This window comes from Cellulomonas sp. ES6 (assembly GCF_030053835.1).
GTDB lineage: Bacteria > Actinomycetota > Actinomycetes > Actinomycetales > Cellulomonadaceae > Cellulomonas.
This window is the reverse complement of record NZ_CP125655.1, coordinates 3,454,449-3,476,545: the sequence shown is the minus strand read 5'-3', so window position 1 is coordinate 3,476,545 and position 22,097 is coordinate 3,454,449. Positions and strand designations below refer to the sequence as shown.

Sequence of the window (22,097 nt, the reverse complement as noted above, 5' to 3'; positions counted from 1 at the left end):
CCGGGTGGTGCTCCCTCGACGGCTGCACGACCAGCACGGTAGCCGGTCGGGGTCGGGCGATCGAGCGACGTCCCGGGTCCGGCGGGCCGGAACTCCTGCCGGACCACCCCGGTGGCGTGGATACTGGCCCGGGCGCCGGGCTCCCGGCGTGCCACCACGAGACGAGGAGTGCGACATGGCCGAGACCTACGCCGGCGAGTTCTACTGCGTGAAGTGCAAGGAGAAGCGCCAGGCCGAGGGCGAGGTCGTCGTGTCCGAGTCCGGGCGCCGCATGGCCAAGGCGACGTGCCCGGTGTGCGGCACCAAGCTGAACCGCATCCTCGGCAAGGCCTGACCGACCCGTCCTGTGGACGACGGCTCCACCCCCCGTCCCGCGTGCCACCGTGGTGGTGACCGACGGGACGGGGGTGGGACGCCGTGCAGCTCAGAGCGGGGCTCCGCGTGGTCCGGCGCGCACTGGACGAGGTGCAGCTCGGCACGGACACCCGCTGGGCGGTCCGGGTCAGCGGACTGACGCCGGAGCAGGCGGACCGGCTGGCACGCGCCGGCGACCGCCGGCTCGACCCGTGGCTGCCCGCCGAGCTGCTCGAGGACCTCGCCGCGGCCGGCGCGATCCGGCCCCGGCGCCCGCGTGAGGCCCGCGTGCCCCCGGCATCGGCGCCGGACGCGCACGCCTACGCCCTGACCCGCGCGCACGAGGACGGCGGGGACGTCCTGCGTGCCCGGGCCCGCGCGACGGTGGCCGTCGCCGGACTCGGTCGCACGGGCCTCGCCCTGGCGCAGTCGCTCGCGGCGGCGGGTGTCGGTGCGCTCGTCCTCGACGACGCCGCCCCGGTCCGTCCGTCCGACGTCGGCACGGGCGCGGGCGAGGCGGACGTCGGCCGGCCCCGGGACGAGGTGGCCGCCGGCCTGCTGCGCGCGGCCGCCCCGCACGTGCGGCTGCGGCCGGCCGGTCGCACGGCTCCCGACGTCGCCGTGACCGTGGCCGCGGACGTCGCCGACCCCGGCACCGCGCTGCACCTGCTGACCACCGGCGTCCCGCACCTGGCGGTCGTCCTGCGGGAGGCCGACGCGCTCGTGGGGCCGTTCGTGCGGCCGGGGTCCGGGCTGGCGTGCGTGCGCTGCCTCGACCTGCACCACGCCGACGCCGACCCGGCGTGGCCGCTGGTGCTCGCCCAGCTCGGCCTCCGCGAGCGGGGCGACCGCGCGGGCGTCCCCGCTGCGCTCGCGCACGTCGCCGCCGGGCTCGCGACCGCGGAGGTGCTGACCCACCTGGACGGCGGGACGCCGCGGACGGCGGGCGCCCGGTACGAGATCGCGCTGCCGGCGGTGGAGCCCCGGAGACGACGGTGGGCGGCGCACCCGGACTGCGGGTGCGCCGCCCTCGCGACGTGACACGGCGGACGGCCGCCGGTTCTCAGGCCGCCGGGCTGGCGTCCTTGCGGGGCCGGCCGCGGCCGCGCTTGACGGCGACGACCTGGCCACCGACGAAGACCTCCCCGCCCCAGACGCCCCACGGCTCCTGGCGCTCCACGGCGCCGGCGAGGCAGCCCTCGAGCAGCGGGCAGGTCCGGCACAGCGCCTTGGCCTGCTCGACCTCGGCGGTGCGCTCGGCGAACCAGAGCTCCGGGTCGTTCGACCGGCACGGGATGAGCCCGGCGACGAGGGCGTCGAACTGCACGTCGGCGGCGCTGGCGTTCTCGGCGGGGGGCCAGGGTCCGGAACCGCCCTGGTTGACCGTGTCGAGCAGCGTGGTGAGCCGCACGGTGTCCTCCTGATGACTGACGAGGTGAGACGAGGGAGCGGGTGGATCCCGCGTCTCGCCCCTCCCGCAGCGGGAGAAGGACGAAGGCCGTGGAATCCGGTGGACTCCACGGCCTGGTCGGCTCGGTCATCGACTCAGATGACCGGACCTCCAGGGAGGGAGTCGGGGGCGAGCGACAGATCGCGCTTGCGCAGCCGGGGAGCGCCGCCGAGCGCCGGGCCGAAGCCGGTGCCGCGGACGGCGGCGGACACAGTGGTCCCCTGGTGCGTGCCGGGGGTCGGTGCCAGGTACGGCAGCGCGAACGCGCCCACGCCGATCTCGTTGATCATGATCTTCACCGCACCTCACCTCCTCCGGGTTCGCGGGCCGGCTGCTCGCACAGCGCGGCCTTCCATCAGGACTCGATCACCGTAGAGGGGCCCGCCCGGGGCGCACAACCGAATTACCGGAGAAACTTCCGGCGGGACCCGCAGGTCCCCCGTCCGGCCCCCTCAGCGCGACGTCGTCACACCGTCCGCCGGGGCTCCGGAGGCCCCGGACGCACCCGCTCCGCCGCCGCGCCCGGCGACGAGCGCGAGCAGCTCCGGCCCGTACCGGTCGATCTTCGCCGGCCCGATCCCTTGCACGCGCGCGAGCTCGGGCACGCTCGACGGCCGCAGCTCCGCGATCGCCGCGAGGGTCGCGTCGCCGAGCACCGTGTACGACGGCTTCGACGTGCGGCGCGCGAGGTCGGCGCGCCACGCGTGCAGCGAGGCGAGCAGCTCGGGGTCCGCGTCCCCGGTGAGGCGCGGGGCCGACCGGGCCCGTCCGTCGCCGAACCGCGCGCGGCCCTCCTGCGGCCACAGGCCGTCCAGGAACCGGGAGCGGCGGCGCGTGGCCCGCCCGCCCGGCGTGCGCGACCGCGCGTACGAGAGCTCCAGGTGCGCGCGGGCGCGGGTGATGCCGACGTAGAGCAGCCGCCGCTCCTCCGCGACGTCGCCCGCCGTGTCGGCCGACGCCCACGGGACCAGCCCCTCGGACAGGCCCGTGAGGAACACGGCGTCCCACTCGAGGCCCTTGGCGGCGTGCAGCGAGGCGAGCGTCACGCCCTCGACGGTGGGGGCGTGCTGCGCGGCCGCGCGCTCGTCGAGGTCCGCGACGAGGTCGGCGACGGTCGCCGTTCCGCCGGTGCGCCCGGCGGCCGCCGCGAGGTCGTCCGCGAGCGCCACCAGCGCGTGCAGGGTGTCCCACCGCTCGCGCGACGCACCGCGCGCCGCGGGCGGCTCGTCGGACCAGCCGGCGGACCGCAGCGCGTCGCGGACGGTCTCCGGCATCGGGGTCTCCGGGTCCGCCGCGAGCGCCGCGCCGCGCAGCCTCACGATCGCGTCGCGGACCTCCTGCCGGGCGAAGAACCGCTCGCCGCCACGCAGCACGTACCCGATGCCCACCGCGGCGAGCGCCTGCTCGAACGCCTCGGACTGCGCGTTGGTGCGGTACAGCACCGCGATCTCGCTGGGCCGCGTCCCGGCGGCGACCAGCCGCCCGATGCGGGTCGCGACGCCGGCGGCCTCCGCCTCGTCGTCGTCGTACACGGCGAACCTGACCGGGCCCGCCGACGGCCGCTGAGCGACGAGCTCCAGCGGCTCCCAGCGCGCGGAGCGGTCCTTCGGGGCCCGGCGCAGCACCTCGTTCGCGAGCCCGACCACCTGGGGCGTCGAGCGGTAGTCGCGCACGAGGCGCACGACCTGGGCCTGCGGGTGCTCGGCGGTGAACCGCGTCAGGTAGTGCGGCGTCGCGCCGGCGAACGAGTAGATCGTCTGGCTCGGGTCGCCGACCACGCACAGCTCGTCGCGCCCGCCGAGCCACTGCTCGAGCAGGAACTTCTGCAGCGGGGAGATGTCCTGGTACTCGTCGACGACGAACCGGCGGTACTGGCGCCGCACCTCGTCGGCGACGGCGCCGTTCTCGACCAGCATCCCGGCGAGCAGCCAGAGGATGTCCTCCATGTCCATGACGCCGCGCGCGTCCTTGGCGTCCTCGTACGCCGTGATGAGCCGCGCGACCGCGTGGTGGTCGTGCCCCGCCGGCGCGGGCCGGTCCGCGGCGGCTGCCGCGCGCACGTAGTCCTCGGCGGTGATGCGCGAGACCTTGGCCCACTCGATCTCCGACGCGAGGTCCCGCACCGAGACGCGGTCCACCGCCAGGCCCAGCCGGTGGCAGGCGTCGGCGACCACGGGCGCCTTCTGGGCGAGGACGGACGGCACGGCCCCGCCCACGACCTTCGGCCAGAAGTAGCGGAGCTGGCGCAGCGCGGCGGAGTGGAACGTCCGCGCCTGGACGCCCGCGACGCCGAGGTCCCGCAGCCGGGTGCGCATCTCGCCCGCGGCGCGCGCGGTGAACGTCACCGCGAGCACGCTGGTCGGCGCGTACGCGCCCGTCCGCACGCCGTACGCGATGCGGTGGGTGATGGCGCGCGTCTTGCCCGTCCCCGCGCCCGCGAGCACGCACACCGGCCCGGTCAGCGCACGGGCGACCTCGCGCTGGTCGGGGTCGAGGGCGTCGAGCAGGTCGTCGGCAGGCATCGCCCCGATCCTCGCACCCCGCACCGACAGGTCGCGCCGTCGTCCCCAGGCCCGGGAAGATGACGCGGCCCCCCGGCGTTGCCCCGGTGGCACGACCGACCGACCGACGAAGGCTGACGATGACCACCACGCAGGACCTGCCCGCCGCGGGCACCGTGACGATGTACTCGACGACCTGGTGCGGCTACTGCCGCCGGCTCAAGACGCAGCTCGACTCCGCGGGCATCGCGTACAGCGAGGTCGACATCGAGCAGCAGCCGGACGCCGCGGCGTTCGTCGAGCAGGTCAACGGCGGCAACCAGACGGTGCCCACCGTGCTGTTCCCGGACGGCAGCGCGGCGACGAACCCGTCGCTGGTGCAGGTGAAGGAGCGCCTCGGCGCCTGACGCCGCCGCGCGGCACGGCCGGCGAACCCCGGCGGGCCCGAGGGGCGGGCGCGCCTCGGGCCCGCCGGGGTGGGCGGGCTGCGCCCCGCAGGGTTCAGCGCGCCGTGCCCCGGGGCCGCCGCCCGTCGGCCGGCGCCGGCGGGGCCGGGTCGCGAGGCGCCGCGCTCCCGGGGCTCGCAGCGTCCCCGGCGGTCGCGGGCGGACGGCCCGCCGCCGCGCCCGAGCCCTCGGGCGGCACCGCACCGCGGTTCCACCCGTCCCGCAGCGGGTCGCCCGGGAGGGGGCCGCCGAACCAGTCCTCGATGAGAGCCCGCGCGATCGACGTCCCCGGCGGCAGCACCACTGCGCCGCGCCCGACCTCCGCCCGCAGCAGGTCCCGGTCGAACCAGCGGGCGGCCCGCAGCTCGTCGCCGTCCACCGTGATCTCCGTGGTCAGCGCGCGCGCCCGGAACCCGAGCATCAGCGAGGCGGGGAACGGCCACGGCTGGCTGCCCCGGTACTCGACCTCCCCGACCACCACCGCCGACTCCTCGCGCACCTCGCGCCGGATCGCGTGCTCGACGGACTCGCCCGGTTCCACGAACCCCGCCAGCGTCGAGAACCGGTGCGTGGGCCACGCCGCCGAGTTCGCGAGCAGCAGGCGGTCGTCGTCGTCGACCACCGCCATGATCACGGCGGGGTCCGTCCGCGGGTAGTGGTCGGAGCCGTCCGCGACGCAGCGCCGGACCCACCCGCTCTGCACCGTGTACGTGACCGCGCCGCACCGGGGGCAGCGCGGGTGGCGCACGTGCCACTCGTACAGCGCGACGGCCGCGGTGGCGAGGCCCGCGTCCCGTGCCGACAGCTCGGCGCCGACCTCGCGCAGGGCGGCCCACCCGTCGCCGGCGGGCAGCGCCGCCGCGGCCTCCTCGGGGACGTGGTGCGCGAGGTACGCCGGTCCGGCGGGCCGGCGCTCGCCGGGAGCCACGCCGGGCACCTGGTCCGCGTCGTCGTACCCGAGGAACGCCCAGCGCTCCGCGAGCGACCCGCTCGGCGCGCGCAGGGCCGCCTCCTGCGGCGGGTACAGGGCGAGCGCGCGGCGGCGCCCGGGCCGCGAGCGCGTCACGACGCGGCCTCCGGAGACGAGCAGCACCCGGGTCGACGGGTCGTCGAGCAGGCGGCCCAGCAGGTCCTCGTCGCCGCGGAGGTCGGCCGCGCGGTCCGTGACCGTGCGGGACAGGGGGAGGTCGGAGGCGAACACGCCGCCACCGTACGCGTCGGGCGCGGACGCCGCGCACCGCGCCCGCACGGTGCGGACGCCGTGCCCGCGCCGTGCCCGCGCCGCTCCCCCCGCGGCACCGGCCCGGTCGCCCCGGAGTGCCCGGGCGACGCCGCAGGACACGCCCAGGTTCCCGTGCGGGCGGCCGAGCGCGGGCGCGGGTCCTACCCTGGGACGGTGCGTTCACCCCTCGCCCTCGCCGCCCTCGCGACCGTCGCCGTCCCCGGCTTCGACGCGCGCGAGGTGCGTCCCGGCGGCGGCGCCGGGGACGACGACGTCGCGCTCGTGACCGACACCCAGCGCCGGCACTGGGTCGTCCGCGCGCCCCGCTCGGCGGCAGCCGGCGCGGCGCTCGAGGCCGAGCTGGTGCTGCTGGGTGCGCTCGCCGAGCAGGTCGACGCCGGCCGGCTGCCGTTCGACGTACCGCGCGTGGCCGGCGCGGCTCCCCTCGAGGAGGGCGGCCGGGTGGTCGTGCACCGCGAGCTGCCCGGGCGCGAGATCGCGCTCGAGCGGCTGCAGCCCGGCCCGGGCGTCGCCGCGTCCCTCGGCCGGTCGATCGCCGCGCTCCACGAGCTCCCGGTGTCGGTCGTCGAGGACGCCGGGCTGCCCGTGTACGACGCGGCCGCCTACCGCCAGCGCCGTCAGGCCGAGGTGGACGAGGCCGCCCGCACCGGGCGGGTGCCCGCGACCCTGCTGCGCCGGTGGGAGGAGCGCCTCGAGGACGTCTCCCTGTGGAAGTTCATCCCGACCGTCGTGCACGGTGACCTGTCGGCGGACCACGTGCTGGTGGCGGACGGTGCCGTCACGGGCGTGGTCGCGTGGGGCGAGGCGAAGGTGGCGGACCCCGCGGACGACCTGGCGTGGCTGCTCGTGGCCGCACCCCAGGAGGCGGTGGACTCCGTCATGGAGGCCTACCAGCTGCGGCGCACCGAGCTGAAGGACCCGCACCTCGCGGAGCGGGCGCTGCTCGCCGGGGAGCTGGCGCTCGCGCGGTGGCTGCTGTACGGCGTGCGGTCCGGCGACGACGAGGTGGTCGCGGACGCCGTGCAGATGCTCGACGAGCTCGACGAGCAGACCCGCGACGTGGCGGAGCAGGGCACCGCCTCGAGCTGAACGCACGGGCGGCGTCGGCTCGGGCGGGTCGCGGCCGCAGGACCGACCGGGACCGGGCGGCGCGCGCTCGGAGCGGACCTCGGCCGCAGGACCGACGCGGGTGGGCGGCGCGCGCTCAGGCGGGCGGGGCCGTGGCGGACAGCAGCAGGCCCTCGATCTCGTCGGCCCCGAGCAGCCGCTCCGGGCGGACGGTCCGCCGAGCGCCGACGTAGCAGAACGCCGCGTCCACCCGGTCGAGCGGCGTGCCGGTCCAGCGGGACCACGCGAGCCGGTACACCGCGAGCTGCAGCTCCCGGACGGCGGTGGCGGCGGGGTCGGCCGGCGGCGCGCCGGTCTTCCAGTCCACGACGACGACCGCCCCGGGGACGCCGGGCCGGTCCGGGTCGGGGAACACCGCGTCGATCCGCGAGCGCAGCACGTAGCCGGCGACGGTGGTCTCCACGTCGACCTCCACGGCGACCGGCTCGAGCGCCGCCCACGGGGTGGACAGGAAGGCCGCCCGCAGCGCCGCCTCGTCGGCGTCCACGGCCACCGAGTCGTCGTCGGCGCCGGGCAGGTCGTCCAGGTCGACGAGGGCGGGCGCACCGAAGAACCCCTCCACCCAGGCGTGGAACTGCGTGCCGCGGCGGGCCTGCGGGGACGGGCGCTGCGGCACCGGCCGGCGCAGCGCCCGGGCGAACTCCGCCCGGTCCGCCGCGAGCCGCACCACCGCGGACGCGGACAGGTGCGCGGGGAGCTCCACCTCGGGCCGGGGTCGCGACTCCGCCTCCTGCTCCGCGAGCAGCAGCTCGACCGTGCGGTCCCAGGGGGTCGGGTCCACAGGGCGGTCGCCGGTCCGTGCCGCGCGGACCGCGGCCGCCGCGGCCTCGACCGCCGGGCGGCGCGACGGGGCGCCGTCACCGGGCCCGGAGAACGGGTCCGCGGGCCACGTGGCCGACGCGGCCTCCTCGGTGCGCGGGTTCGCGTGGTCGTCGTCGGGCGCCGTCGCCCACCCCGCGACCCGCGCGAGACCGGCCTCGACCACCTCCGTGAGGAACAGCGACGGCGGGCGCGGGCGGCTGCCGTCGCCCCACCACGCACCGGTGAGCAGCAGGGCCGAGCGCGCGCGCGTGAAGGCCACGTACGCCAGGCGGCGCTCCTCGGCCACCTGGTGCGCGCCGGCGTCCTGCAGGAACCGCCGGCGCCGCTCCTCCAGGTCCTTCGGGTCGGCGGCGCCGGCGTAGGCGAGGTCGGGCAGGTCCGCCCGGTCGCCGCGCAGCGGGTAGGGGAGCTCACCGAGCCCCGTCAGCCACGCGGAGTCGGTCGGCCCGTCCTTGCCCTGCGTGCGCGTCGCCGGCAGGCCGCCGTCCACGAGGCCGGCCACGGCGACGACGTCCCACTCCAGGCCCTTCGCCGCGTGCACGGTGATGAGCTGCACCGCGTCGGGGTCGGGCTCGGCGACGGGCATGTCGAGCCCATGCTCGTGGGCGTCCGCCGACTCCAGCCAGGCGAGGAACCCGCCCAGGCTCGGGTCGTCCGTGGCGTCGGAGTACCGCACGGCCACCTCGCGGAACGCGTCGAGGTGCGCGCGGGCACGGCCCGGGCTCAGGCCCGGGCGCGCCGCGACCTCGATGTCGAGCCCCCAGAGCCGCTCGGCGTGCCCGACGAGCTCCGGCAGGGAGAGGTAGGTGTGCTGGCGCACCGCGCGCAGCACGGCGCCGAGGTCGACGACGCGGGCCAGGCCGGCGGGGGTGAGCCGCCGGCCCGAGGGACCGGTCCAGCCGGGCGGCGGTGGGGAGTCGACCGCGTCGACGATGCTGCGCTCGTCCACCACGTCGGCGACCACGGGGGCCGGCGGGTCGGCGACGGCGCCGGGGCGCGTGCCCGCGGGCGTCGTGGCGCCGGCGGGCGCGACTCCCGCGGCGGGCACGTCCCCGCCCGCCGGCACGTCCCCGCCCGCGAGCACGCCCGCGTCGACGCTGGCCGCTGCGCCTGCCGCCGCCGTGGCGGTGCCCGCCGCGACGGACCGCCGGTCCAGTCCGCGCGCGAGGTGGGCGGACCAGTCGGCGAGCGCGTGCAGGTCGGCCGCGCCGAGCCGCGTGCGGGCGCCCGTGAGCAGGCGCATGAGGGCGTCGCCGCGGGACGGGTCGTGCGCCGCCTGGAGCAGCGCGACGACGTCCACGACCTCCGGGGTGGCGAGCAGGCCGCCCAGCCCGACGACCTCGACGGGCAGCCCGGCCGCGCGCAGCGCCCGGTGCAGGACGGGGAACTGGGCGCGCTTGCGGCACAGCACCGCGGCGGTGACCCGCGAGCCGTCGGGCGACGGCGCGCCGTCGGCGCCCGGCAGCACGCCGCGGCCGCGCTCGGGGCGCCAGCGCGCGGCCACGAAGTCCGCGACGGCCTGGGCCTCCTCCTCCAGGGTCGGGGCGAGGTGCGCGACCACGTCGCCGGGTCCGGCTCCGGGGCGGGGCGCGAGCGTGGGCAGCGTGACGCGGGCGCGGTCCGGCCGGCGCAGCGGCCCGGCGACGTGGTTGGCCGCGTCGAGCACCCGCACGTCGTTGCGCCAGGAGGTGGACAGCGCGTAGACGGCGGACGGCCGGCGGTCGCCGTCGGGCGCCACGTCCGGGAAGTCCGTGGGGAACCGCTCGAGCCCGCCGGCGCTCGCGCCGCGCCAGCCGTAGATCGACTGGTGCGGGTCGCCGACGGCGGTGACCGGGTGGCCGGCACCGAACAGCGCGGACAGCAGGACCAGCTGGGCGTACGAGGTGTCCTGGTACTCGTCGAGCAGCACCACGCGGAACCGCGCCCGCTCCCCCGCCGCGACCTCCGGGACGTCGCGGGCGAGCCGGGCGGCGACGGCCACCTGGTCGCCGAAGTCGAGGGCGTCGGCGGCGCGCTTGCGCTCCCGGTACGCCGCGACGAGGTCGAGCATCCGCTGCCGCTCCCGCAGCGACGCGACGAGGTCGCGGACCTTCGCGTACGGCGCCCGCGGCGGCACGCCGGGCGGCGTCGACTCGATGGCGTCCACGATGCCCTCGATCCGCCGGCGCGCCTCCTCGGGGGTCAGCAGGTGCTCGTCGAGCGCCCCGGACAGGGTGAGCACGGCCTCGACGACCGTGGACACGGCCGCCGCCGAGTCCAGGTCGGCCGTCCAGGACTCGACCACCTCGCTGGCGAGCTGCCACTGCGCGGCCTCCCCGAGCAGGCGCGCGGCCGGCTCGACGCCCAGGCGCAACCCGTGGTCGGAGACGAGCGACGCGGCGTAGGCGTTGTACGTGGAGATGGTCGGCCGCGCGACGGTCAGGAGCCCCGCGCCGCCGTCGGCCGCGTCCTCCGCGACCGACAGCCCCGGCAGGTGCACGCCCTCGGCCGCCGCCGCCCGCGCGAGGTGGCGCAGGCGCCGGCGGACACGCTCCGCGAGCTCACCGGCCGCCTTGCGGGTGAAGGTCAGGCCCAGCACCTCCTCGGGCGCCACCATCCCGTTGGCGAGCAGCCACACGACGCGCGCCGCCATCGTCTCCGTCTTGCCCGACCCCGCGCCCGCGACCACCAGCGCAGGTCGCAGCGGGGACTCGATGACGGCGACCTGCTCGTCGGTCGGCAGGTCGCGCCGCAGGAGCCGGGCGACGTCGTGCGCGGAGAGCGCCGGCCGCACCGTCGTCGTGCCCGTCGTGCCCGTCGTGCTCGTCGTGGTCGTCATCCCACCACCTGCCCGCCCTCGTCCCGCAGCGGGCACGACCGGCGCACGGGGCACCGGTCGCACAGCGCGTTCGCCGTCGCGGCGAAGGACGACGCGGCCATCCGCTCGGCGACCTCCTCGATGTGGCTGCGGGCCCACGAGGGCTCCGCGGGGGTGTCCGGCCCGAGCGCCGGCTGCTGCCGGACGGCCGCCTGCGACTTGTTGACGTCCGACACGTAGACGAGCTGTGCCCCGGCGCTGCGCGACCCCGGGGGCAGCCCCTCGACCGTGCCGGCGTCCACGGCGAGCTGGTACGCCCCGAGCTGGGGGTTGGTCGTCGCCTCCTGCGCGGACGGTGCCGTGCGGCCGGTCTTGAGGTCGACGACCCGGACCGGCGTCCCCCCCGCGCCGCCCGCGTCCTCGGGACCCTCCGCGGCCCGCTCCACGCGGTCGAGCGTGCCCCGCACCACCGCGCGGTCCAGCTGCAGCTCGAACCGCGCCTCGACGGCCAGCGGCTCAGCCGCGGTCGCCAGGTAGCCGGCGAGCCGCGCCACCATCGCCTCCGCCCGTCGCCTCTCGAGCGTCGCGGGCCACCCCGAGCCGAGCCCGAGCTCCGGCCACCGGCGGTCGAGCTCCGCGAGCATCTCCTCCCGGCCGCCGCGCGGGAACGTCTGCGCGAGGGCGTGCACGAGCGTCCCCAGCGACTGCCGGGTGCTGCTCGGCGCGGTGCCCCCGGCGGCCTCGAGCGCCCAGCGCAGCGTGCAGGTGCCCGCCGTCTCGACGCGCGACGGGGAGACGGGGACCCGCTGCCCCTCCGGCCACAGCGGGGCGTCGCTCGACGGCTCGGCGAGCCCGTGCCACTGGTCCGGGTCGGCCCCGGGCACCCCGGCGTCGGCGAGCCGCGCGAGCACGACCGCGGCCCCCTCGTCCGGCTCGCCCCGCCGGACCGCGTCCTCCAGCCGCGCCCGCAGCCCCGCCACGAGCCCGCGCAGGTCGAGCGGGGCGGGCGCGGACGTCCGGCGCGGGTCGTCGTCCTCGTCGCACGGCTCGACGAGGTCGAGGAACGGCGACGGCTGGTCGTCCTCGTCGGACACGGCCGTGACGAGCAGCACCCGGCGCGCCCGGGTGACCGCGACGTGGAAGGAGCGCAGCTCGTCGGCGAGCACGGCGGCGCGCGCCGCGCCCACGTCGGGTCCCCCGGTGCCGGACCCGGGGGCGGCACGGCCCGCCAGCACGTCGACGAGGGCCTGCGACCCGAGCAGCGAGTCGCGCAGCCGCAGGTCCGGCCACACGCCCTCCTGGACGCCGGCGACGGCGACGACGTCCCACTCGCGGCCCGCGGCACCCGCCGGGGTCAGCACGGCGACGGCGTCCCGGCGGGCCCGCGCCGCGATGGTGTCGGACGGCAGCTCCTGCGCCTCCACCCACTCCAGGAACGCCGCGGCCCGGGCCTGCGGCATCCGGTCCACGAACGTCTCGGCGGCCCGGAACAGCGCGAGGACCGCGTCCAGGTCCCGGTCCGCCCGCGCGCCGCCCGGCCCGCCGGCCAGCGCCGCCCGGCGCCACGGGTCCGCGAGCCCGGACGCCTCCCACAGCGCCCACAGGACGGTCTGCGCGTCGGCGCCCGGGTCGGCGGCGGCCGCGCGCCCGGCCGCGAGCACGCCGGCGAGCCGGACCACCGGGCGGCGCACGGCCGGCGGCAGCGTGGCCGCCCGACCGGGGGACGCGAGGGCCTCGACCAGCAGCTCGTCGCTCGGCCGGCCGCCGCCCGCGCCGACCTCCTCCTGGCGCAGCGCTCGCCGCAGCCGCCGCAGGCCCACGGCGTCCATGCCGCCCAGCGGCGAGCAGCACAGGCGCGCCGCGAGCCCGGCGTCGAGCGCGAGGCCGTCACCCGTCCCGTCCGCGCGGTCCGCCAGGTCCGCCCGGCCCGAGCGGTCGGCGCCGAGGACGCAGCGCAGCGCGTCGAGCAGCGGCCGCACCGCGGGCTCGTCACGCAGCGGCACGTCGCTGCCCACCACGGCGACCGGCACGGACGCGGACCCGAGCGCCCGGCGCAGCGCGGTCACCTGCGCACCCGACCGGGCGACCACGGCCATCTCGGCCCAGGGCGTGCCGTCCTCGAGGTGCGCCCGGCGCAGGGCGTGGGCGATCCAGGCGGCCTCCTGCGCGGGGCCGGGGAGCACCGCGGTGCGCACCAGGTCGCGAGGCGCGCCCGGCCTGCTGCCGCCGGCCCGCGGCCCGCCGTCGTCCGCCGCGGCGGCGCCCCCTCCGCCCGGACCGCTCCCGTCCAGGGGCGCGACCGGGACCGCCCGGCGGTGCGCCGCCCCGCCGACGACGGCCACGCGCTGCGACACCCGTCCGGCGACCTCGCGCAGGGCGGGGCCGTGGCGCCGGACGGACTCGAGCACCATGCGGTGCGCGCCGAGCTCGCCCGGCCCGTCCCCGTCGGCGTCGGCGCGACCGACCAGCGCGGGCGTGGCGCCGCGGAACGTCTGCACCGCCTCGTCGGGGTCGGCGAGCAGCAGCAGCCTCGCCCCGTCGTCCTGGAGCACGCGCAGCAGCCGCGCGGTGGCCTCCGTCGCCTCCTGGTAGTCGTCCACGACCACGAGGCGCCAGCGCGGCCGCGGCCGGCCCGGCAGCTCCTCGTCCCACGCCCGCAGCGCCTCGGCGGCCTCCTCCACCACCGTCGCCGGGTCGTGCCGGGCCCCCGCGTCGGGCGTGCCCGCGCGCAGCGTCGTGACGTCCAGGTACTCGGCGTACAGGGTGGCCGCGGCCACCCACTCGGGGCGCCCGTGCCGCTCCCCGAGCGCGGCGAGCCCGTCCGGTCCGACGCCCCGCTCGGCCGCCCGCATGAGGAGGTCGCGCAGCTCGCCGCGGAACGCCCGCAGCGTCAGCGCGTCCTCGGGGACGCCCGCGGGCCACCGCAGCGGCACGCCCTCGCCGGCGGCGTGGCCCGCGAGCAGCTCGGCCAGCGCCAGGTCCTGCTCCGGCCCGGAGATCAGCGTCGGCGCGGGCTCGCCGAGCAGCGCGGCCCGCGAGCGCAGCACGGCGAACGCGGCCGACGCGGCGGTGCGCACCATCGCCTGGCCGGTGGTGCGGCGGACGCGCGCACCGATCCGGTCGCGCAGCTCGGCCGCGGCACGCCGGCCCGCCGCGAGCACGAGCACCTCGTCCGGCGACGGGGTGCCGGGTGACGGCAGCAGGGCGTCGTCGTCGGCCCCGAGCGCCGCGGCCACGGCCTCGACCGCCAGCAGGGTCTTGCCCGTCCCCGCGGCGCCGACGGCGAGCAGCGCGCGGTCGCCTCCGGTGAGCAGCCGCTGCACCACCGCACGCTGGTCCGCACCGAGCCGCACGGGGGGCGGCACGTCCGCCAGCACCGGCCGCACCAGGCGCAGGCCGGCGGGGCCGGGCGGGGCGGCGGGTGTCACGGTCACGGCCCGATCCCATCACACCCCACCGACACCCGCGGGCACCGCTGCGACCCCGGAGCAGGCGCGCGACGGACCCCGGCCCGGGGTCCCCGCGACCGTCGCGAGACGGCCGGTTCCCGCCGGGGGCCGCTGGCTATCATCGCCCGATGGACCAGCCCCCGACCGGCCGCGGCCGACCGGTGCGCATGCCCCGGGCCCTGCGTCGCGCGCAGGTGCTGCGCATCGCGCAGGAGCTGTTCACGTCCGAGGGCTTCCACCACGTGTCGATGGACGACATCGCCGAGCGGGCCGAGGTCAGCAAGCCCGTGCTCTACCGGCACTTCCCCTCCAAGCTCGACCTGTACCTGACGGTCGTCGACGCCCGGGGCGAGGAGCTGCTGTCCGCCGTCGACGCCGCGGTCGCCGAGCACCCAGCCGGCGAGGTCCGGCCGCACGACGCCCGGGCCGTGATCACCGGCGTGGTCCGGGCCTACCTCGACTTCGTGGACCGCGCCGGGGAGTCCTCCGCGCTGCTGTTCGAGTCGGACGTCCGCCACGACGACGGCGTCCGGGCGCGCGTCGAGCGCGCCACGGCGGTCGTCACGAGCCGCGTCGAGGCCGTGCTCTCCGGCGTGGCCGGCGTCCCGCACGCGACCGCCGCGCTGCTGGCCCCCAGCGTCGCGGCGATCGCGCAGGAGGCGGCGACGCGGCGGCTGCGCACGCCGGGGCCGCCGTCGGCGCGCGAGACGGCGTCGCTCGTCGCCCGGCTCGCGTGGGGCGGCGTGGCCGGGTTCGTCCCGGGCCTGTCGGCCGAGGGCGAACGGGAGCCGCAGCAGGGCGGCGACGACGCCCGCCCGGCCTAGGATGACGAGGCAGCACATCCGGACGAGCGAGGAGACGACCAGCGTGGACATCACGATCGGGGTGCAGAACCTGCCGCGCGAGCTGGTGATCGAGTCGGACCAGACCGCCGACGAGGTCACCGCCGCCGTCACCGAGGCCCTCACAGGCAAGCCCGTCCTGGAGCTCGTCGACACCCGCGGGCGGCGCGTCGTCGTGCCGTCGGCGTCGATCGGCTACGTCGAGATCGGCACGGAGTCGAAGGGCCGCGTCGGCTTCGGCGCCCTCTGACCCGGCGGGGCGGACCGGCCCCGCAGCACGACGCCCCCGGCACCTCGCGCGAGGTGCCGGGGGCGTCGTCGTCGGCGGGGGCGGACGGGAGCGCGGCTCCCGGCCGCCCGGTCAGGCCGTCAGGCCCAGGCGCGACATCCGGCGGGTGTGCTCCGCGGTCAGCTCGCCGAACAGCCGGGCGGGTGCGGCGGCGTCCTCCTCGGGCGCCGCGGGCGCGGCCTCGTCCGCCGGCGCCCCGGCGGTCGCCTCGCCCGGTGCACGCCGGGTCACGAGACGCCCGAGGCCCGGGTGCGCGGCCATCGCCTGCTGCACGACGCCCAGCGCCTCGCCGACGAGCCGCCGGCCCCACAGCGCGAGCCGCGACACGAGCACCTCGTCCTGGGCACCCGCCGCCTCGAGCTCGCCGACCGCGAGGTCCTCGTGGGCCGCGTCGTCGAGCACCTCGAGCAGCAGGGCGCGGGACCGCGGGTCGACGGCGGCGGCCGCGATCCGGCAGAAGTCGTCCGACACCCCGTCGGCGACGTAGGACCGCAGCAGCCGCTCCCACCAGGTGCTCGGCTGCGTGCGCGAGTCGAAGTCCTCCATGAGCCGGGCGTACGCCCCGAGGCACCGCTCGGGGTCGCCGCCCAGCTCGACCACCCGCTCCAGGACCGCGTCCCGGCGGGTGACGGCGGCCGCCGCGAGGCGGCTGAGCTCGAGCTGCTGCGCGGTCGAGGGCGCCACGCGGGCGTCCTCCGCGAGCCGGCCGAAAGCCACGTGCTGCAGGTGCGCGACCAGGCCGAGCAGCTCGACGGTGTCGGAAGCGTCGGCGATCGGGTGGGCGTCGTGAACGGCCTCGGTCATCCGCGCATCGTAGCGCCGCGGCTAGACTGGGCGCAGTTGAGGGCTGTGACGCGACCTGGTGGCGGGGAGGCGCGTCGGACCGACGTACCCCGAGAGGCCCTCGTGACCGCACTGTCCTCCTACGCCCGCCTGCTCCGGCTCGCCGGGCCCGCCTACGTGGCCGTCGCCTTCCTGGGCCGCCTGCCGATGGCGATGGCCCAGCTGGGCACCCTCCTGCTCGTCTCGACCACCACCGGCCGGTACGGCCTCGGCGGTCTCGCCGCCGGGTGCCTCGCCGTCGCCAACGCCGCGGGCGCGCCCGTGGCCGGCGGCCTCGCCGACCGCTACGGCCAGCGACCGGTCGTGCTCGTGCAGTCCCTCGCGGGGGCCGCCGCGCTCACGGGGCTGCCGCTGCTCGCCGACGGCGGCGCGAGCGGTCCCGTGCTGGCCACCGTGGCCGCCGTCACCGGGCTCGCCCTGCCCCAGGTCGGGCCCCTGGCGCGCGTGCGGTGGCGGTCCATCACGGCGGACGCGGGCCCGGAGCGGCGCCGGCTGGTCGACGCCGCGTTCTCCTACGAGGGCGCGGCCGACGAGGCCTCCTTCGCGATCGGGCCGGCCCTGGTCGGCCTGGTGGCCGTCGCGCTGTCCCCGGCGGGCGCCCTGCTGACCGCCGCGGCGCTGCTCGCGGTGTTCGGGACGGCGTTCGCCCTCCACCCGACCGCGCGCCGCACGGTCTCCGGACCGCACACGCGGCCGTCCGGCCGCCTGCTCACCGGGGCGTTCGCCGTCCTCGTGGTGGCGCAGTCCGCGGTCGGGGTCCTGTTCGGCGCCACGCAGACCGGCACGACGGTGCTCGCGACGCAGGCCGGGCAGCCCGGGCTCGCGGGGCTCGTGCACGCGGTGCTCGGCATCGGCAGCGCGCTCGCGGGCATCGGCACCGCGTTCATCCCGGCCCGCGTGGGCCAGCAGCGGCGGGTGCTCGCCGCGGCCGCCGCGATGGTCCTGCTGTCCTGGCCGCTGCTGCTCGTGGGCACGCTGCCGGCGCTGACCGCCGCGGTGGCCGTGCTCGGCTGCGCCATCGCGCCGTACATGATCGCGGTGTTCTCCCTGGGTGAGCGCGTCGTCCCGCCCGGGCGGACGGGAGCGGCGATGACGGCGCTCGCGTCGGCCACCGGCATCGGGTACGCCGTGGGCTCGACGGTCGCGGGCCGGCTCGCCGACGTGCACGGGCACCGGGCGGCGTTCGCCGTGACGGTGACCGCGACCGCCCTGGCGCTGGTGCTGGCCGCGACGCAGCAGCGCCGGCTCACCGCGGCGCTCGACGCGGCGGCGGAGGAGACCGACGCCACCGGCCCGGCGGGGGTGCCGGCCGGCGGCGCGGCGGCCGCGCGGCCCGGCGGCGCGGCGGACGGCACCACGGCACCCGCCGCGGCGGCCGCACCCGCGGCCCGCTGACGGCGCGTCCGCGCAGACCCCTGACGGCGCGTCCGGTCGACCGCCGACGGCGCGTCCGCTCGACCCCTGACGGCGCGTCCGCGCGGGGGCCGGACGCGCCGCGACCCGCCCCGCTCCGGCGCGCCGCCGGGGCGGGTGCGTATCATCGGGGTGTACATCGGTTGCCCGGTCGTCTCGACCTCGGTGCTCCGAGCGCGTCGCGACGCCCCCAGGGCGTCCGGACCGCCCTCGACTGACCTGCACGATCGGCTGCCGGACCATCCGTGGCGATGCCCGCCGCTGCCCGGTCCCGGGTGCGGCGCGCGGCACGCCACCTTCACGAGTGAAGAGCAGTCCGTGACCTCGACCGAACCCACCACCGACGCCGGCCTCGCGCCCGAGGACGTCGCGGTGGAGACCATCGACACCCGCACCGCCGCGTCCGTCCAGGCCCAGGACGTGACGTTCGCCGACTTCGACGTCCGCCCCGAGATCGTGGCGGCCCTGGCGGACGCCGGCATCACCGCGCCGTTCCCGATCCAGGCGATGACCCTGCCGGTCGCGCTGTCCGGCCACGACATCATCGGCCAGGCCAAGACCGGCACCGGCAAGACGCTGGGCTTCGGCGTCCCGCTGCTGCACCGCGTCGTCGCCCCCGGCGAGGAGGGCTTCGACACCCTGCCCGCGCCCGGCAAGCCGCAGGCGCTCGTCGTGGTGCCGACCCGCGAGCTCGCCGTGCAGGTGGCGGGCGACCTGGAGACGGCGTCGAAGCGCCGCTCCGTGCGCATCGCGCTGCTCTACGGCGGCCGCGCGTACGAGCCGCAGATCGAGATGCTGCAGCGCGGCGTCGAGGTCGTCGTCGGGACGCCGGGCCGCATGATCGACCTGATGAACCAGGGCCACCTGGACCTGACGCGCGTGCGCTGCGTCGTGCTGGACGAGGCCGACGAGATGCTGGACCTCGGGTTCCTGCCCGACGTCGAGAAGCTGCTGGCCCGCACGCCCGCCTCGCGGCACACGATGCTGTTCTCGGCGACCATGCCCGGCGCCGTCGTCGCGATGGCCCGCCGCTACATGACGCAGCCGACGCACATCCGGGCGAGCGAGCCCGACGACGTCGGCAAGACCGTCAAGAACATCAAGCAGGTCGTCTACCGCGCGCACGCGCTCGACAAGGTCGAGGTGCTGGCGCGGCTGCTCCAGGCCGAGGGCCGCGGGCTGACCATCGTGTTCGCGCGCACCAAGCGCACGGCCGCGAAGGTCGCCGACGAGCTGATCGAGCGCGGGTTCGCCGCCGGGGCGCTGCACGGCGACCTCGGGCAGGGCGCCCGCGAGCAGGCGCTGCGGGCGTTCCGCAACGGCAAGGTCGACGTGCTGGTCGCCACGGACGTCGCGGCGCGCGGCATCGACGTGGACGACGTGACGCACGTCGTCAACTACCAGTGCCCCGAGGACGAGAAGACCTACCTGCACCGCACCGGCCGCACCGGCCGCGCCGGGCACAAGGGCACCGCGGTGACGTTCGTCGACTGGGACGACCTGCCGCGCTGGTCGCTCATCGACAAGGCGCTGGAGCTCGGCTTCCCGGAGCCGCAGGAGACGTACTCCAGCTCGCCGCACCTGTACACCGACCTCGGCATCCCCGAGGGCACGACCGGTCGCCTGCCGCGCTCGAAGCGGACCCGCGAGGGCCTCGACGCCGAGGTGCTCGAGGACCTGGGCGAGACCGGCAAGCGCCACACCTCCGGCCGCGGCGACGCCGGCGGCCGGGGTCGCGACGGCGGCCGTGACGGCGCCCGCGACGGCCGGCGCGAGAGCGGCCGGGACGGCGGGCGGCAGCGCACCCGCCGGCACGGCTCGGACGAGCGGGCCCCGGAGGGCGCCGCCGCCGAGGCGACCGGTGCGGGCGAGCGCCCGGCCGGCGACCGCCCGGAGGGGCACGGCGAGGAGGGCACCGCGCCCCGGCGCCGGCGCAACCGCCGCCGCACCCGCGGTGGCCGCCCGGCGGGCGAGCAGGGGGCCGCGGCCCCGGCCGAGGGCTGACGCCCGCACACGCACGAGGGCCGAGGCCCGCACGCACGAGGGCGCCCCGCCGGCACGGCGGGGCGCCCTCGTGTCGTCGTGGCGCCCGCTCAGCGCGCGGCGTCGGCCGTCGGCGGCGGCGGTGTCGTCGCGAGCGCCCACCGCACGAGCCGGGTGACGAGACGGCCGCCCGCGTCGGCGAGCGTCGCGTCGAGCCACGCGCGGTCGGGCAGGCCGAGCGGTGCGCGCGCGGCGCGGGGCAGCAGCCCGATCGCCGCGGCGGAGAGCACCCGGTACGGCGGGAGCGCGGCGGCGGGGACCGGCGGCCGCGCGAGCAGGAACTCCGCGGCCTCCCGCGCCTCGGGCGTGCCGCGCAGCTCGGGCACGTACGCGTCGAGCGTCGCGCGCAGGCCCGCCACGGTGTCGGGCACGTCGGTGGCCCCGAGCGCCCGCGCGACCCGGGCGCCCTGCGCCACGTACGCGTCGCAGCCGGCGGCGTCGAGCGGCCGGGCGCCGTACCGCTGGTGCGCCGTGAGGAACGCGTGGGCCTCGGTGACGTGCACCCACCGCAGCAGGTGCGGGTCCGAGGCGGCGTACGGCAGGCCGTCGGGCGTCGTGCCGGTGACGCGGTCGTGGATGCCGCGGACGGTGTCGACGGCCTGCTGCGCGTGCTCGGCGGTGCCGAACGTCGTCACGGCCAGGAAGGTGCTGGTGCGCTGCAGCCGCCCCCACGGGTCGGACCGGTACCCGGAGTGCGCGGCGACCGCCGCCATCGCCAGCGGGTGCCAGGACTGCAGGAGCAGGGCCGTCAGCCCGCCGACGAACATCGACGCGTCGGCGTGCACCCGCCGGATCGCGTCGTCGGGACCGAACCACCGCGGCCCGGGCGTCGCGTGGATCCGCTCGCGGACCTGGGCCCCGCGCGGGCCGGCGACGCGGGCGAACAGCTCGTCGCCGAGCCGGCCCCGCAGGGTCGTGGTGGAGGTGGTCACGCGCCGATCCTCGTACGGCGCGCGCCCCGGCGCCACGGCGGCACCGGGCTGCGGGTCAGGCGGCCTGGACGAACGCCACGACCGCGTCGGCGACGAGCTGCACGGCGATGGCGGCCAGCAGCAGTCCCGCGATGCGCGTCACGAGCGTGGTCCCGGAGTCCCCCAGCAGCCGGTGGATGAACCCGGCGAACCGCATGGCCAGCCACAGGCAGACGTGCACCAGCACGATGCCGAGCGCGATCGCGAGCCAGTCGGCGAGCGTCCCGTCGGACTGCTGGACGAACACCATCACCGCGACGATGGCGCCGGGGCCGGCGAGCAGCGGGGTGCCCAGCGGGACCAGCGCGACGTTCACCTTGGAGTTGCCGGAGGGCTGCGGCTCCTCGGCCTTGCCGGTCAGCAGCTCCATCGCGACGAGGAGCAGCAGCAGGCCGCCGGACGCCTGCAGGGCGGGCAGCGAGATGTGCATGTACGACAGCAGGCTCTGCCCGAAGACCGCGAACACCAGGATGACGCCGAACGCCACGAGGATCGCCTGCCGGGCGGCGCGGTTGCGCTGCTGCCGGGTCATCGCCCCGGTCAGGCCGAGGAAGATCGGCACCGTCCCGGGCGGGTCCATGATGACGAACAGGGTGATGAAGACCTCGGAGAGGAGTCGCCAGTCGAGCACGGTGCTCATGGTCGCACCACCGGCGTCGTGCCCTGGCGCTCGATCTCCGCGAGGACCTCCGGGGCGGTGGTGTTCTCGCCCAGGCGGTTGTCCTTGCCGGCCCCGTGGTAGTCGCTCGACCCGGTGACGAGCAGGCCGAGCCGGTCAGCGAGCTCCGTCAGGCGGGCGCGCTGCTCGGGAGCGTGGTCGCGGTGGTGCACCTCGAGCCCCGCCAGCCCGGCCTCGGCGAGCTCGGCGATCACGGCGTCCGCCACGATCCGCCCGCGGCCGTCCGCCCCGGGGTGCGCGAACACCGGGACGCCGCCGGACGCCCGGACCGCCTCGACCGCGTCGACGGCCTCGGGGGCGTAGTACGGCACGTAGTAGCGCCCGCGCGCCGACAGCAGGTCGGCGAACGCCGCGCTCCGGTCGGGCACCAGCCCGAGCGCGACGAGCGCGTCCGCGATGTGCGGGCGGCCGACGACCGTGCCCGGCGCCTGCTGGGCGAGCACGTCCTCCCAGGTGATCGGCAGGTCGCGCGACAGCCGCTCGACGATCGCCCGCCCGCGGTGCAGGCGGGCCTCCCGGGTGCGCGCGACCACGCCGGCGAGCGCCGGGTGCGCGGGGTCCTGGAGGTAGGACAGCAGGTGGATGCTGACGCCTCCCCGCAGCGCCGAGACCTCCGTCCCGGGCACGAGCGCGATCCCGTGCCGCCGCGCGGCACCTGACGCCTCCGCCCAGCCGGCCGTGGTGTCGTGGTCGGTGAGCGCCACGACGTCGAGCCCCGCGGCCGCCGCCGACGCCACCACCCCCGCCGGCGGCTCGGTGCCGTCCGAGGCCGTCGAGTGGGTGTGGAGGTCGATGCGCACCGCGGAAGCCTACCGGCGGCCCGGGGC

The 22,097-nt window shown here is 78.2% G+C and carries 18 protein-coding genes; 8 read left to right on the top strand and 10 right to left on the bottom strand.

Going from position 1 to position 22,097, the window contains the following annotated elements:
• Positions 1-175 precede the first annotated feature (175 nt).
• Positions 176-334: a DUF5679 domain-containing protein gene (locus P9841_RS16205; protein WP_283319617.1), complete on the top strand. Its 159-nt coding sequence runs from the start codon at positions 176-178 to the stop codon at positions 332-334.
• Positions 335-417: 83 nt separating this feature from the next.
• The gene (locus P9841_RS16200) at positions 418-1,395 is read left to right on the top strand and encodes a ThiF family adenylyltransferase (protein ID WP_283319616.1); all 978 of its coding nucleotides are present in this window, start codon (positions 418-420) and stop codon (positions 1,393-1,395) included.
• 22 nt (positions 1,396-1,417) lie between these two features.
• Here P9841_RS16200 and P9841_RS16195 read toward each other — a convergent pair whose 3' ends face one another.
• The 3 genes from P9841_RS16195 to P9841_RS16185 form a co-directional block, all read right to left on the bottom strand.
• Entirely contained in the window at positions 1,418-1,765 is a 348-nt protein-coding gene (locus P9841_RS16195) for a WhiB family transcriptional regulator (protein ID WP_222170126.1), read from the bottom strand.
• 134 nt (positions 1,766-1,899) lie between these two features.
• On the bottom strand, positions 1,900-2,103 hold the full coding sequence (locus tag P9841_RS16190; protein ID WP_222170127.1) for a hypothetical protein: 204 nt from the start codon (positions 2,101-2,103) through the stop codon (positions 1,900-1,902).
• A 153-nt stretch (positions 2,104-2,256) separates the two neighbouring features.
• Entirely contained in the window at positions 2,257-4,326 is a 2,070-nt protein-coding gene (locus P9841_RS16185) for an ATP-dependent helicase (protein ID WP_283319615.1), read from the bottom strand.
• A 119-nt stretch (positions 4,327-4,445) separates the two neighbouring features.
• On the opposite strand from P9841_RS16185, the gene P9841_RS16180 reads away from it, so the two are divergent.
• The gene (locus P9841_RS16180; RefSeq protein ID WP_222170129.1) at positions 4,446-4,712 is read left to right on the top strand and encodes a mycoredoxin; all 267 of its coding nucleotides are present in this window, start codon (positions 4,446-4,448) and stop codon (positions 4,710-4,712) included.
• Positions 4,713-4,806: 94 nt separating this feature from the next.
• Here P9841_RS16180 and nudC read toward each other — a convergent pair whose 3' ends face one another.
• Positions 4,807-5,952, bottom strand: a complete 1,146-nt coding sequence (gene nudC / locus P9841_RS16175) for an NAD(+) diphosphatase (protein ID WP_349306907.1) — start codon at positions 5,950-5,952, stop codon at positions 4,807-4,809.
• A 195-nt stretch (positions 5,953-6,147) separates the two neighbouring features.
• On the opposite strand from nudC, the gene P9841_RS16170 reads away from it, so the two are divergent.
• Entirely contained in the window at positions 6,148-7,083 is a 936-nt protein-coding gene (locus P9841_RS16170) for a phosphotransferase (RefSeq protein ID WP_283319614.1), read from the top strand.
• Positions 7,084-7,198: 115 nt separating this feature from the next.
• Here P9841_RS16170 and P9841_RS16165 read toward each other — a convergent pair whose 3' ends face one another.
• Complete coding sequence (locus tag P9841_RS16165) at positions 7,199-10,762, bottom strand: ATP-dependent helicase (RefSeq protein WP_283319613.1); 3,564 nt, start codon at positions 10,760-10,762, stop codon at positions 7,199-7,201.
• Positions 10,759-14,175 (bottom strand): ATP-dependent helicase, encoded by a 3,417-nt coding sequence (locus P9841_RS16160; protein WP_283319612.1) that lies wholly within the window; start codon positions 14,173-14,175, stop codon positions 10,759-10,761. Before P9841_RS16160 ends, P9841_RS16165 begins: the two co-directional genes overlap by 4 nt.
• 143 nt (positions 14,176-14,318) lie before the next feature.
• Here P9841_RS16160 and P9841_RS16155 point away from each other — a divergent pair, with 143 nt between their 5' ends.
• Positions 14,319-15,014, top strand: coding sequence for a TetR/AcrR family transcriptional regulator (locus P9841_RS16155; protein ID WP_283319611.1), 696 nt, complete (start codon positions 14,319-14,321; stop codon positions 15,012-15,014).
• Positions 15,015-15,057: 43 nt separating this feature from the next.
• Complete coding sequence (locus tag P9841_RS16150; RefSeq protein ID WP_222170135.1) at positions 15,058-15,282, top strand: DUF3107 domain-containing protein; 225 nt, start codon at positions 15,058-15,060, stop codon at positions 15,280-15,282.
• Positions 15,283-15,393: 111 nt separating this feature from the next.
• Here the strand turns inward: P9841_RS16150 and P9841_RS16145 are convergent, their stop codons facing one another.
• A complete protein-coding gene (locus P9841_RS16145) occupies positions 15,394-16,125 on the bottom strand; it encodes a ferritin-like fold-containing protein (RefSeq protein WP_283319610.1) in 732 nt (243 codons plus the stop codon).
• Positions 16,126-16,227: 102 nt separating this feature from the next.
• Between P9841_RS16145 and P9841_RS16140 the strand changes: the two genes are divergently transcribed.
• Positions 16,228-17,559, top strand: a complete 1,332-nt coding sequence (locus P9841_RS16140) for an MFS transporter (protein ID WP_283319609.1) — start codon at positions 16,228-16,230, stop codon at positions 17,557-17,559.
• Between the two features lie 336 nt (positions 17,560-17,895).
• Positions 17,896-19,581: a DEAD/DEAH box helicase gene (locus tag P9841_RS16135; protein WP_502847886.1), complete on the top strand. Its 1,686-nt coding sequence runs from the start codon at positions 17,896-17,898 to the stop codon at positions 19,579-19,581.
• Positions 19,582-19,670: 89 nt separating this feature from the next.
• On the opposite strand, the gene P9841_RS16130 is transcribed toward P9841_RS16135, so the two are convergent.
• The 3 genes from P9841_RS16130 to P9841_RS16120 are packed head-to-tail and all read right to left on the bottom strand — an operon-like array spanning position 19,671 to position 22,070.
• Complete coding sequence (locus P9841_RS16130; RefSeq protein ID WP_283319608.1) at positions 19,671-20,552, bottom strand: oxygenase MpaB family protein; 882 nt, start codon at positions 20,550-20,552, stop codon at positions 19,671-19,673.
• 55 nt (positions 20,553-20,607) lie between these two features.
• Positions 20,608-21,231 carry a MarC family protein gene (locus tag P9841_RS16125; protein WP_283319607.1) on the bottom strand — a complete coding sequence of 208 codons (624 nt, stop codon included), beginning with the start codon at positions 21,229-21,231 and terminating at the stop codon, positions 20,608-20,610.
• Positions 21,228-22,070, bottom strand: coding sequence for a PHP domain-containing protein (locus P9841_RS16120; RefSeq protein WP_283319606.1), 843 nt, complete (start codon positions 22,068-22,070; stop codon positions 21,228-21,230). The genes P9841_RS16125 and P9841_RS16120 overlap by 4 nt, the downstream gene beginning before the upstream one ends.
• Between the last annotated feature and the right edge of the window lie 27 nt (positions 22,071-22,097).